General features: G+C 70.5%; 13 protein-coding genes and 1 pseudogene. 12 read left to right on the forward strand and 2 right to left on the reverse strand.

What is annotated here, in order from left to right:
• Window positions 1-44: 44 nt before the first annotated feature.
• Window positions 45-839, reverse strand: coding sequence for a hypothetical protein (locus ET495_RS10055; protein ID WP_129204678.1), 795 nt, complete (start codon window positions 837-839; stop codon window positions 45-47).
• A 240-nt stretch (window positions 840-1,079) separates the two neighbouring features.
• Here ET495_RS10055 and ET495_RS10060 point away from each other — a divergent pair, with 240 nt between their 5' ends.
• The 11 genes and pseudogenes from ET495_RS10060 (at window position 1,080) to ET495_RS10105 (ending at window position 9,511) form a co-directional block, all read left to right on the forward strand.
• A complete protein-coding gene (locus ET495_RS10060) occupies window positions 1,080-1,982 on the forward strand; it encodes a bifunctional DNA primase/polymerase (RefSeq protein ID WP_129204680.1) in 903 nt (300 codons plus the stop codon).
• The gene (locus ET495_RS10065) at window positions 1,979-2,344 is read left to right on the forward strand and encodes a hypothetical protein (protein ID WP_129204682.1); all 366 of its coding nucleotides are present in this window, start codon (window positions 1,979-1,981) and stop codon (window positions 2,342-2,344) included. Before ET495_RS10060 ends, ET495_RS10065 begins: the two co-directional genes overlap by 4 nt.
• The gene (locus ET495_RS10070) at window positions 2,344-3,186 is read left to right on the forward strand and encodes a hypothetical protein (protein WP_129204684.1); all 843 of its coding nucleotides are present in this window, start codon (window positions 2,344-2,346) and stop codon (window positions 3,184-3,186) included. The genes ET495_RS10065 and ET495_RS10070 overlap by 1 nt, the downstream gene beginning before the upstream one ends.
• 102 nt (window positions 3,187-3,288) lie before the next feature.
• Window positions 3,289-3,390, forward strand: a pseudogene (locus ET495_RS19700) (ParB N-terminal domain-containing protein); the annotation flags it as partial.
• A 9-nt stretch (window positions 3,391-3,399) separates the two neighbouring features.
• Entirely contained in the window at window positions 3,400-4,227 is an 828-nt protein-coding gene (locus ET495_RS18150; protein ID WP_211340828.1) for a hypothetical protein, read from the forward strand.
• Between the two features lie 5 nt (window positions 4,228-4,232).
• A complete protein-coding gene (locus tag ET495_RS10080) occupies window positions 4,233-4,919 on the forward strand; it encodes a hypothetical protein (RefSeq protein WP_129204688.1) in 687 nt (228 codons plus the stop codon).
• 15 nt (window positions 4,920-4,934) lie between these two features.
• Window positions 4,935-6,152 carry a M23 family metallopeptidase gene (locus ET495_RS10085; RefSeq protein WP_245993015.1) on the forward strand — a complete coding sequence of 406 codons (1,218 nt, stop codon included), beginning with the start codon at window positions 4,935-4,937 and terminating at the stop codon, window positions 6,150-6,152.
• Entirely contained in the window at window positions 6,149-6,418 is a 270-nt protein-coding gene (locus tag ET495_RS10090; protein ID WP_129204690.1) for a DUF6112 family protein, read from the forward strand. Before ET495_RS10085 ends, ET495_RS10090 begins: the two co-directional genes overlap by 4 nt.
• A gap of 23 nt (window positions 6,419-6,441) precedes the next feature.
• On the forward strand, window positions 6,442-6,735 hold the full coding sequence (locus ET495_RS10095; protein WP_129204692.1) for a DUF6112 family protein: 294 nt from the start codon (window positions 6,442-6,444) through the stop codon (window positions 6,733-6,735).
• Window positions 6,735-8,057 (forward strand): conjugal transfer protein TrbL, encoded by a 1,323-nt coding sequence (locus tag ET495_RS17655; protein WP_162616430.1) that lies wholly within the window; start codon window positions 6,735-6,737, stop codon window positions 8,055-8,057. Before ET495_RS10095 ends, ET495_RS17655 begins: the two co-directional genes overlap by 1 nt.
• Window positions 8,054-9,511, forward strand: a complete 1,458-nt coding sequence (locus tag ET495_RS10105; protein ID WP_129204694.1) for an SCO6880 family protein — start codon at window positions 8,054-8,056, stop codon at window positions 9,509-9,511. Before ET495_RS17655 ends, ET495_RS10105 begins: the two co-directional genes overlap by 4 nt.
• 615 nt (window positions 9,512-10,126) lie before the next feature.
• Here the strand turns inward: ET495_RS10105 and ET495_RS10110 are convergent.
• Window positions 10,127-10,513: a hypothetical protein gene (locus tag ET495_RS10110; RefSeq protein ID WP_129204696.1), complete on the reverse strand. Its 387-nt coding sequence runs from the start codon at window positions 10,511-10,513 to the stop codon at window positions 10,127-10,129.
• A gap of 160 nt (window positions 10,514-10,673) precedes the next feature.
• Here ET495_RS10110 and ET495_RS10115 point away from each other — a divergent pair, with 160 nt between their 5' ends.
• Window positions 10,674-12,170 (forward strand): hypothetical protein, encoded by a 1,497-nt coding sequence (locus ET495_RS10115; RefSeq protein WP_129204698.1) that lies wholly within the window; start codon window positions 10,674-10,676, stop codon window positions 12,168-12,170.
• Window positions 12,171-12,235: the final 65 nt, after the last annotated feature.

Below are 12,235 nucleotides of genomic sequence, written 5' to 3' on the forward strand. Positions count from 1 at the left end.
GGAACGTCCCATCACACGCTTGACGCAGGACGCTCGGCTCCCCGCTACGACCGCTTGCCCAGACTGGGGAGTCCCCCAGCCACAACACTCTTCACGAGCACGGGGTCGAGCTTGAAATCAGCCCAGGGGTCATCCATGACGTGACTCTTCCAGGCAGCCAGTGCGCTCCTCCGGATCTCGGTCTTGGACCCCACGGGTGCGACATCCTCGCGCCAGTCCTGCTCGCATGAGCACGCCGCCATGTATAGAGGGAGGAAGTTCGCCACGTCGGCGGGTGTGTCGTAGTCCGACCAGTCCACGAACTCGAAAGTGTGCCCAGCGCGCTTCGCCGCTGACTTGAATCGGTACTCCGAAAGCTCAAGAGGGCTCGTGGGCGATGATGCAGTGGTCGCCGCCTTGATGTCCTGATCGAGCGAGGCCGATGAAGGATCGATACGCTCATTGGCCCATTCAGCGATCTCTGCGTCGAGCGCTGCCTGTTCTTCCACGCTGAGGACTGGAGCCGCGCTGGACGGAGCGAAGACCTGCTTCAACCGGTCCGCGATCCACTTTCGAACGGCCTCGGGCGCAGACGACAAGGATTCCCATGCGGCCTGCGGTTTCGACTGCGTAACGGGGACCGGAACGTAGCCAGGGTCGCTCGATGCCAGTCGCTTCGCGATGGCCTCCGTAACGAGAGGGTTACCCTTCCAGCCCGCCGCTTCACGATCGGCCATTACCCTGATCAGTTCGAGCGGGGTCTGCGGGTCACGTGCGACTGCGAGCCGAGTCCCGTCTGCGACGTACCCCACCCTTGCGGCATCCCACAACTCCTGAGGGATCGCTGTTGGTCTCGCCACGACATCTCCTTTGAGTCTCAGGCCTGAGGCGACCTACGTGGTCCGATCGTGCGCGACCCGACGCGCCACCGCCATCAGTCTGTCTCTCGCTGAACCCCGGGGGACTACGCATCCCGACTGGACGACCGTCGGGACCGATGTGCGGGACGCACCTGGCCTGCAGCGGCATAGCCTCCCAGGATGCCGGACGCCCCTATGCGGTGACCCTTCTGGTCAACCGTCGGCGCGACGGTCGAAGGCATGGATGAGACGAGACCCACGCAAACGGGCGCTGTCGCGGCGTTCCGGGCAGCGGACCGTGCGCCCTCTCTGGCTGATTCCGCGCTGGCCTATGCCCGGTCTGGCATCCCGGTCTTCCCCTGTGTCCCCGGCTGCAAGCCGCCGCTGACCGGAGCCGGCTACAGATCCGCGACGACAGACGTCGCCCGCGTCGAGGCGTGGTGGCGTGCCCGCCCCGACGCGAACATTGGCATCCCGACAGGCGCCGTCTCGGGCCTCGACGTCGTCGATATCGACATCCACGGCGGCGCCTCGGGCCGCCCCACCTTCGAGCGTGCTCGTGACGCGCACCTCGTCGACGGGTGGGCGTGGTCGGTGCAGACACCGTCGGGCGGGCTGCACGTCTACTACCCGCACGACCGGGCAGTGGCGCAACGCTGCTGGACGACGTCGTCGCACGTCGACTTCCGCGGCGACGGCGGGTACGTCATCGCCCCGCCGTCGCGCATCGTCTTCGACAGGACGCACTCGGCCGCCTACGTGCTGGGCGCGGTCTCGACCGAGCCGGCCCACGCAATCGACGCGACGGCGCTGCGACGTTTCATCGACCCGCCTCGACCACCACGACCGACGCCAGGGCTCATCCCGGGGCGCGGCGGCAGCATCGACCGCCTCGTCGACTGGGTGGGTCGCCGCGGCCCGGGCACCCGCAACTCGGGCCTCTTCTGGGCGGCGTGCGAGATGGCCCGCCACGGGTACACCCATGACGTCGCCTTGTCCTCGCTCGGCCCGGCCGCGCTCAAGGCCGGCCTCGACGAGCGCGAGATCCGGGTCACTGTCGGCTCGGCCTACGACCGCCAGCCACCGCTCACCTCGTCGCAGCCCCCTGCCCGGCCCAGCGCGCGCGAAGGAGTCTCGTTGTGAACACGTCCGAGTTCTACGAGCGGCAACACAACATGCCGACGACGCCGCCTCGCGCGGCGCACCCGCAGCGGCCGACCGACGCACGCGAGCTCGCTGCGTTCGGCGACCCTTCCATCCAAGGCGCGGCGACAACGCAGGCCGCTCCCGCTACCGGCCCCGCGCGGGCTACCCGTTGGCTTCGCCCGACGGAGCTGACCGACGTCGGCATGCGCGCGATCGGTCGGGTCATCGACCGCGGCTTCGACGCGCAGGCGCGCACGATGCGCGCGGCCATCCGGGGCGTGGGCGCGGCAGCGAAGCACGTCGCGCCCCGGCGAGTCCCGCCGACGACGTCGCACCGGCACGACGGGATGACGCTGTGATGTCCGCCGCCGACCTGACCGATCCGGGAACACTGCGCGCTCTGCTCGTCCGGCTCCACGAGCTCCCCAGCCTGTGGAACGGCTCCGAGGCACACGAGCTGCTCCTGATGTGCCGAGCCAGGTACGCCGCCCTCGCGCGCAAGCACGGGCAGACACCCGACGACGCGATGCGGATCGCGTTCGAGCAGCTTCGCGCCGCGGGCGTGCGCTGGGCGCGCGATCCGTGGGGGTCGCTGACGACGGCGATGCGGATCGCCCTGGCGACAAGCTCGCTCGAGGACGCGCTGATGTGCAGCCGCGACCAGGCGTCGCATCTGCTCAAGACGCACAGCCCGCGTGACGTCGCCCGGCTCGGCGAGCACGAACACCTCGCGCGGTACGTCGAGAACCGGACCGCACACTCCCCTGGACCCGCGACCTCGGGCCGTGCCTTCGAGGCCGCCGAACGGCTCGTCGACGACGCCGTCCGGACCCTGGTGATCTGCGGCTGGCCGACCCAGGTCGCCTCGCAGGCCGTCGGGCTCGTCACCTCCCGGCTCATCGAGGCCGAGGATCGCCGTCGAGCACACGAGTACCTGCGCCACGACCACGAGACACCGCTTCTCCTCGGAGTGCCCCACTCGTCCTGGTGCGCGCTGGTGACCGCTCTCCTCGGCAGCCCGGCAACGACCACCGAGCACACAGCCGCTGGACGCGGCATCCTGTGGCGCCTCGCAGCCGGCACCTCTGTCGACGAACTCCTGACCGACGCCCGCGTCGTCGAACCGCTCATCGCCGCCGCCCCGTCGCAGCCGCCGGCGACGTCGAACCCCGATCGGGAGGAGGCGGCCTCCCATGTCTGAGCGCAGCACGGTCTTCCCACCGAGGAGCGGGCCATCGACAGCATCCGCGTCGGCGAACGCCGGCGTCGGTCGCTGGGCGACATCGAGAGTCTGGCCGTCTCGATCGACACCATCGGGCTGCTCCACCCTCCGCTGGTCACGGCCGACGGGATCCTGCTGTGCGGGGCCCGCCGTCTCGAGGCGGTGCGGAGCCTGGGCTGGGCGACTGTCGAGGTGCGCATCCACCCCGGCGCCTCGACGGACCTGAGCACAGCCCTGGCCGAGCAGCACGAGAACGGGCAGCGGCTCGACCTCCTGCCGACCGAGGAGGCCCGGCTCTTCGTCGAGCTCCGTGACCTGTACCGCGCCGACGCTCGGCGGCCGACCGAGACGGACGCGTACGCAGGCGCGCTGCCCGGGAGCGTGGTTGGGAAGGATTCCTCCCCACGGCGCGCGGTGCTCCGCAGCCGGCACAAGGCGGCCCTCGCGATCACGGGCAAGCTCTCGTTCCAGCGACTCGAACAGATCGCCAAGATCATCCAGATCAGCGAGGACCCGGACGCAGCGTGGCACGTGCGCCGCATCGCGGAAACCGCCCTGGCCGCGATCGACGACGGCGCGCCCGTCGATCCCCACCACCGCAAGGTCCAGGCCGCGCAGACGCTCTCGACGCTGCCCAGCGTGGACCGGGTCCCAGAACCTCCCACACCAGATCAGCCGCCCCGCCAGGCATCCCAGGACGAGGTCGCGGCGATGTCGAAGGCGGCCGAGGAGATCGCCCGCGCCCGCCGGGCCGCCGAGATCCGGGCCGCGGCGAAGCGGCGCCTGGCCGAGAAGCCGGTGCAGCGCAGCGTCAAGGCGCTCTTCGCGTGCGTGCAGGAACTCGACGCGCTCATCAAGCACTACGACGAGCGCCAGGTCGCCAGCGCCCTGACCGCCGTCGAGTGCGAGGTGCTGTGGCACGTCGACGCGTTCCTGCGCTCCGTCGCCGCCGCCCGCGAGCAGCTCGCGACCGAGAACGCACCCACCGGCGCGGGCGCGTCCTTCGCCGAGGCGGTGTGACGACCATGCCGCTCCCCCGTCTCGAAGGCCGCCGCCTCCCCACAGCCGCGGTGGTCCTTGGGCTCGGCCTGGCACTGGGTGCCGCGGTGTGGGCCTCCGTCGGTGCGTGGGTTCCCGACGACGCAGGCAGTCGTCCGGACCCCTCGTCGTCGGCGGCCACCGAACCGCCCGCACCGCCCACCCGGCCGACGCCTGCTACCCCAGCAACCGATCTCGCAGACGATCCGGGACGTACCGACCCGGAGGCGTTCGCACGCGCGGTCGGCGAGGCCCTCTTCACCTGGGACACGACCACCACCGAGCAGGGCGAGGTCCGTGGCCGACTGCTCGCCGTCGCCGACCCGACCGGGGCGGAGTCGCCCGGCCTGGTCAGCGACCTCGACGGGTACGTTCCGACCCCTCAGGCGTGGGAGCTCCTGCACCGGTACGCCACCCGCCAGTGGCTGGAGATCTCCGCGGCTGCCGAACCGGCGGGCTGGGAGGCCGCCCGCGCGAGCGCACCGTCGGGAGTGGTCGCGGCGGGCACGACGGCGGTGACGGTGACCGGGACCCGGCATCGCGCAGGGGTGTGGGAGGGAGCGCCCGTGACCTCGCAGCACGAGGTCGCGTTCACCGCCTTCGTCGTCTGCGAACCGGCCTACCCGACCTGCTACCTGCTGCGGCTGTCCGAGCTGGACAACCCCCTGCGCTGAGGGAGGCGAACCGACGTGGCACGCACACTCGCAGCCGGAGCCCTCGCTCTCCTCGTCGTCGCACCCGTGGTCGCGGTGCTGGGGGTCGCGGGCCTGGCCGCACACGCCTTCGCCGACGACTGCGCCTCAGGGCCGACCCGGGTCGGTACGATCCCCGACGGCTTCATCGGACACCAGGCCGACGGCACCGCCGTCCGCCTCACCCGCTCTCAGCTCGGGCATGCCGCGACGATCATCGACGTCGGCTCGCGCATCCCAAACGTCGAGCATGAGGGCGTGATCGTCGCGCTGACCGCAGCGCTCACGGAGTCGAGGCTGCACAACCTCGCCAACCCCAGCGCCTACCCCGAGTCCACCCGGTTCGCGAACGACGGCATCGGCTCCGACCACGACTCTCTGGGCCTGTTCCAGATGCGCCCCGTAGCCGGGTGGGGAACCGTCGCGCAGCTCATGGACCCGACCTACCAGGCCGAGGCGTTCTACGGCGGGACCGGTGGCCCGAACCACGGATCGCCGCGCGGGCTGCTCGACATCCCCGGCTGGTCCGAACTTGAACCCGGCGCCGCCGCGCAGGCCGTCGAGGTCTCCGCCCACCCGGACCGCTACACCGCATGGGTCCCGGTCGCCGAACAGGTGGTGGCCGCACTCACCCACGCTGCTCCGCTGGTTGAGCCTGTCGAAACCACTTCACCGGATGCCGGGAGTCCAGGGATGGCTTCAGCGGGCTCGGCCACCGCGACGGTCGTGTTCCCGCTCCCCCAGAGCACCTGGACGCGGACCAGCGGCTACGGCACCCGCACCAACCCCGTGCTCCATGTCGTGCGGCTCCACGCCGGGGTCGACCTCGCGGCGGTGGCGGGAACGCCCGTCCTGGCGACGGCCGACGGTCGCGTCGTCGTCGCGGAGCACTCCGGCGGCCTCGGCAACCACGTCGCCGTCGAGCACACGATCGACGGGACCCGGGTCGTGTCCGTGTACGGGCACCTGCTCGCCGACTCGGCCGCCGTGACCGTCGGCGCCGACGTCGTCGCGGGACAGGTCATCGGGCACGTCGGCTCGACGGGCAACTCCACCGGCCCGCATCTGCACTTCGAGATCCGCCCCGGCGGCGTGGACCAGCCCGCCATCGACCCCACGGCCTGGCTCAACGCCGCGATGGCGGGCGGCCAGATCGACCTCGGCGACGTCATCGACCGGCCGCCCGCCTGCACGAAAGGGGCCACGGGCCCATGAGAACCGTCACCCCCGACTTCGGCGCGGTCGCCGCGGCTGGCGACCTGTCCGCCGTCATCGGCGCCCTGCTGACCATCGCGCTCACCGTGGCGGTCGCGACCCTGATCGTCTGCTCGGTCACCTGGGCGATAGCAGCCGGCACCGGCGCCTGGCAGGTCACCGCGCGCGCCCGCACCGGCGTCCTCGTCGCCCTCGGCGGCGCAGCCCTCTCGGGCGGCGGGCTCGCGTGGCTCAACTGGCTCCTGAACACCGGCGCCCACCTGTAGACACGCACCCACCGGAGGTTCGCATGTTCCCGCACCGCATCCTCACCGACATCTCCATCACCCCGAACGCCAACGGGCTGCCCGGGATCGAACAGCTGCGCTCGGTCGTCGGGGCCGTCATGACCGTCGGCCTGATCCTCGCCGTCCTCGCCCTGATCGTCGCGGCGATCGTCTGGGCATTCGGGTCCAACAGCTCGAACCCCCACCTGGCCGGGCGCGGCAAGACCGGTGTGCTCGTCTCGCTCGCCGCCGCGATCGTGTGCGGCGGGTCGGTCGCGCTGGTCAACTTCTTCTGGAACGTCGGGCAGTCGGTCTGATGTCCATCTGCGACGTCATCCTCGTGTGCCGGGCCGCGCGCGCCGGCGTCGACACCGTCAAGGACGGCGCGACCAACCTCTTCGTCAGCGGCATCCAGTGGCTCGCCGACGGCGTCGCCGGCGTCGCCTCGTTCCTCCTGGAACGGGTCTGGCTCGTGTTCGAGGCGACGACGTTCGTCGACGTCACCTCCGACCGCTTCACGCGCGTGTACGCGATCCTGTTCGGGATCGCGGCGTTCGTGATGGTCGGATTCTTCCTGCTCCAGGTGATCGGCGCCATGATCCGCCGCGAGCCAGCCGCCCTGTCGCGTGCGGCGCTCGGGCTCGGCAAGTCGGTCCTCGGGTCGTTCGTCGCGTTGACACTGATCGCGACCGCGTTGGAGATCGTCGACCGCCTCTGCCTCGCCGTCATCGACGTCGCCGGCACGACGACCGAGCGTATGGGCGACCGGCTCAACCTGCTCACCGGAACGGTCGGGGTCTCCGTCGTCGGCGGACCCGCCGTCACGCTGCTGCTCGCGCTGTTCCTCGGCGGGCTCGCCGTCGCCGCGGCGTTCATCGTCTGGCTGACCCTCCTGGTCCGCAAGGCGCTGCTGCTCGTCGCCGTCGTGTTCGCACCGCTCGCCCTGTCCGGGGCGTCGTGGGACGCGACCCGCGGCTGGGTGTCGCGATGGGCGCAGTTCGTCGTCGCGCTCATCGTGTCCAAGCTCGTCATGGTCGTGATCTTCCTGCTCGCCGCATCCCAGGTCTCAGCGCCCATCGACGCCGACCTCGCCTCGATCGCCGACCCGCTCGCCGGGATCGTGCTGCTCCTCGTCGCCGGGTTCGCTCCCTACCTGACCTACAAGGCGATCAGCTTCATGGGCGTGGACTTCTACCACGCGATGAGCACCGAGCAGGAGGCCAAGCAGGCCCTCAACAGGCCCGTGCCCGTGCCGCCCACCCCGATGCGTCGCACGCCGCCCCGGGTGCTCTCGTCGGTCGGCGGCAACGGCGCGGGCGGGGCCGTTCCTCCACCGCCCGCGCGGTCGTATGCGGCGGGGCCCGGCAATGGGTTCGGCCAAGGCGGTGGGTCAGGTGCCGGTGGCGGCTCGGCGGGTGCTGCTGCGGGTCGCGGCGCTGGCCTGGTGCACGGCGCTGGTGGCGGCGCGGCCTCTTCGGCTGCCGGCGCCGGTGCGGCAGGCGCGGCAACCGGCGGCGCGGCGGTCGCCGCGGTCGCGCTCAAGGAGACCGCGACGGCCGGGCCACACCTCGGCGCCGCCGTCGGACAGCAAGCCAGCAGCCAGGCCGACGGCACCCAGGAGCGAGGAGAACGACGATGACGACGTCGAACACCACCACCGATGGCGGGACGACAGCCACGTTCTCCCGACTCACGCGGCGAGGAGTCCTACTCGGGCTGGGGCCTTCACAGCTCGTGGTGCTGGCGTTCGCGGGTGTTGCGCTGGTCGCGGCTCTCGTCGCAGGCGGCATGGCCGTCGCCTACGCCGCCCCGCTCATCCTCGCGTGCGCCGCACTCTGCTGGATCCGACTCGGGGGCCGACCCGTCGTGGAGTGGCTGCCGGTCGCCACCGTCTGGGTCCGCCGCGGCATCACTGGCCAGCTCGACTACCGGGCCCGGATCGGCACGCCGAGACCCGCAGGCACCCTCGCCCTTCCAGGGGATGCCGCCCGCCTGCGCCAGTGGGTCGACGCGGAGACGGGCGGGGTCATGATCCACGACCCGCACGCTGCGACGCTGACCGCCGTCGTCGGCGTGACGCACCCGTCGTTCGTGCTCCTCGACGCCGCCGAGCAGGCCCGCCGCGTCGCCGCCTGGGGGCGCGTCCTCGCTAGCACGTGCCGCTCGGGCAACGTCGCCACGCTCCAGGTCCTCGAGCGGACGCTGCCCGACTCCGGCAAGGGTCTGGCCGCCTGGTGGACGACCCAGGGCACCGACGACGGCGGCTGGGCCGCCCGCACCTACGCCGACCTCATCGACCGCGCCGGTCCCACCGGCGAGCGGCACGCGACGACGATCGCGCTGACGATCTCGCTACGCGCGGCGGCGCGGGCCGTTAGGGCGGCCGGCGGCGGACTACGCGGAGGCGCCACCGTTCTGCGTCAAGAGGTCACCTCGCTGACGACAGCCCTCCGAGCCGCAGACCTTACGCCGACCGGCATGCTCGACGCCGGCGAGGTCGCGCTCGCGATCCGCGCCGCCTACGACCCCACCGTCGGCGCCGCCCTCGAACGCCACGGAGCCATCGGCCGCGACCTCGCGACCGCGGGACCGCTCGCCGTCACCGAGTCCTGGGGGCACCTGCGAGCGGACGGCGCCTACCACTGCGTCCTGTGGATCTCCGAGTGGCCCCGCACGGTCGTCTACCCCGCGTTCCTCACCCCACTGCTGCTCGCACCCGGGGTGCGACGCACCCTCTCACTCACCTTCACGCCCGTACGCGCCGATGTCGCCGCCCGCGACTTGCGGCGCAAGAAGACCGAGTACATCTCCGACGCCGCCCAGCGGAACAGGCTGGGACAGATCGAGGACGCGTCCCAGGCCGCGGAGTACACCGACGTGCTCCAGCAAGAAGCCGACCTCACGGCCGGGCACGGCGTCCTGCGCGCTGTCGGGCTGGTGACTGTGACCGCCCCGACACTCGAGGAGCTCGAACGCGCGGTGGCCGCCGTCGAGCAGGCCGCGATCCAAGCGTCGTGCGAGACACGACGGCTCTGGGGGCAGCAGGCCAGGACCTTCATCAGGGCTGCGCTCCCCGTGGCGATGCCCATCTGAGGAGTCCTCGCATAGGTCTTCCGCTGCTGCGGCCCGAGGCGAACCGAACGGATCCGGGGCAGCCGGACCGCAGGCAGCCCATGTGGAGATGATGCTGCCCGCCCGAGTTTGGGTCCAGGTCCAGGTCGGCACGGGGCGAGGCATCCGCTCGCCGCGGTGCCGACGGAGGTACAGATGCTCGAGATGACTGGTGTGTCGCAGCGGTCACGAGGTGACCTCAGACCGGCTGCCCGATGTCGGGTCCTCGGCGCGCTCGTGCTCTGCGTGATCGCCGTCATCTACGTGGTCGCAGTGTCCCGCCACGCAGCGATCCTCTGGATGGCGTCAGCGCTGAGCTCCACGTAGTCGGTCGCGCTCGCTGTGTTGGTGGTCTTCGGGGTGTCCTTCATAGTGACCGTCGCCATCGACAGCCAGGGCCGCGGCGCCCTGCGCCTTGTCAGCAGCGCGAAGGCCACGTGGATGGCGTCAAGCAAGACCCTGTCCCCGTACGGACCTCAACGACGTCCCGGTCTCCTTCCGCGGTCCGCTGCGCGAGCCGTGGCGACAGGATCACCAACCCGCCACAGGGCCTCAGTCCGGCCGAGGCGGCCTGGGCGAGGGCGGGGGGTGAGCGTCTCAGGCGCCGTCGGGAAGCCCCAGTACTGCCTCAGGCTCGCCGCGTTCCCGTCGGCGCCTCATAACGACGATTCCGGTGACGACTGCTCCCGCCACGGCCAAGGCCGCTATCGCGCCTTGCGCTCGGAGGCGCGGCGTCGCCGCTTCGACGGCTGCACGCGTGATGGCGGGGGTGGCCGCTTCGACGGCTGCACGCTCAATAGCAGGGGTGGCCGCTTCGACGGCTGCACTGCCGATCAACAGGATGAGGTTACCGATGCCCCCGACGCCCTTCGCTGTGGTTGTGAGGCACTGGTATGGGGCCCATCCGGTGTTCAGTGCCGTCACTGCGGCGAGCGTCGCGTCTCCGCGTACCAGGTCGAAAGCAGTTCCAACGAGGCTGTCCACATCCATCTCCGTTCACTCAGTCGGATGGTCCGTCACGCGACGAACCCTGGTCAGGTCAGGTCAGGCCACTCTACCTCCTTTCTGCCACCGTCGCGCAATGTCGCCCGGCCGCGTACGGCGTCATGTCGACGGGCACGTGACCTCGTGGTAGAAGTTCTTGATGCACATCACTGACGTCGAGACCGACAATGAGCGGTTCGCCGAGTGCTTCGCCCGCCTGCTCACGGGACTCCCGTGGTTCTGGATGAGCGGAGGTTGGTCCAGCGGGGACACGCCGCCGATGCTGGTTCTGATGGACGAGGCAGCAAGGCACCAGAGCTTCGAGACCTGGTCGTACGAGGAAGCACGCGACGCGGCCCCGGCGTTCACGCGGGAGCAGAGGCTCCTGCTCACTGCGTGGCACTGGCCGGACCGAGAACTCCGATCGGTCGACGAGGACAAACTCACGCCAGCCTTGAAGATGGCATCCTCGCTGGAGATGGCGTCCTGGGTGATCCGCGAGGCGGCGGACAGGACATGCACGTTGGACGAGGGCGATGAACGCCGCGAATGGGCCCTTCGTGTGCTCGCGCACGTGAAGTGGCATACAGGCCTCTCCTCGCGGGAAGTTTCCGCCGTGGTGAGAGGTCGGGTGGATCGCGACAGGTTCGCGTTGACGTTGGATGAGGTCGAGACGTTAGCCCGCGTCCTCCACCTTGAGTACGACACCCAGACGAACGGGTGGGTTCTCGTCGACGCGCCGGGACTGCGGCGCGAGATCGAGGCATCTGCTCTGGCGATCGATCGGGTGGATGAGTTACGGCGGATGTCGCCAGCGCAGATCGCGACGACGGTGAAGAGGATTCCCGACGCAGCAAGCGCCGCCGGACCCACACCGCCAACGAGGACGAGTCGTTACCGCCCCCTCTACGCGACGCTCCGCAAGCGCGTCGACCAGGCATTCGTGCTGCCTTTTGGTGAGCTTGACAACATCTTGAGCGGCGACGGGGAACGTGAGGGTCTCCCGGAATCCGCGCGGACAGCGGGCTGGTGGACTGGAACGGTACGCGCTGCTCCGAGGCGGCCGCACCTCGGAGCGTGGCTTGCCGCCGGCTACACGGCGGAACCGATCACTGATGGCGGCCCCGTGGAAGCGGTGCAATTCAATGCTCTGCCAGACCGAGACGACTGGGTTGCGCACCGAGACGAGAACTTGGACAACGGGTTTCCGACGCAGCCGATCGCTGAAGCCTCGCGGATCAACCTCGGAAGGCGGCCGGGAGACGTGCGGGAACTGTTGATGGTCCACGAGGCGCAGTACCCGGACCCGCTAGCGGAGAAGCACGGGTTGATCCATCCGCGCTACCAGGTCTTGGCCGAGCTGGTCTCAAACGCCATCGCTGATGGGCGAGGTCCCGACGCCTCCCACACATCGCTCGCCGTCGAGACAATCGTTGAGGTTCTGAGGATCAATCCCGCCGGGCTTGGGCGAAGTGACATGCTGGCGGAGCTCGCCCGACTCGGATGCGATGTGAGGGCGGCAGACACGTGTCCGATCCCGTCGTGGCACAAGTGGTTCTCGTCGGTGCTGACGGTGGCGCGCCGAAGGGGGCTAATCGCGAACCACGGGACTCGCTCTCGGCCCCTTTGGAGGCTCACGCCAAGCGCCGTCCGGTGAAGCGGTGTCGTCTCTGTGTCGAACGACGGCGGTTGGGAGACACGACATGTCGGACGAGGCGTGAG

Origin of the sequence: Xylanimonas allomyrinae (assembly GCF_004135345.1) — a bacterium.
GTDB classification, from domain to species: Bacteria; Actinomycetota; Actinomycetes; order Actinomycetales; family Cellulomonadaceae; genus Xylanimonas; species Xylanimonas allomyrinae.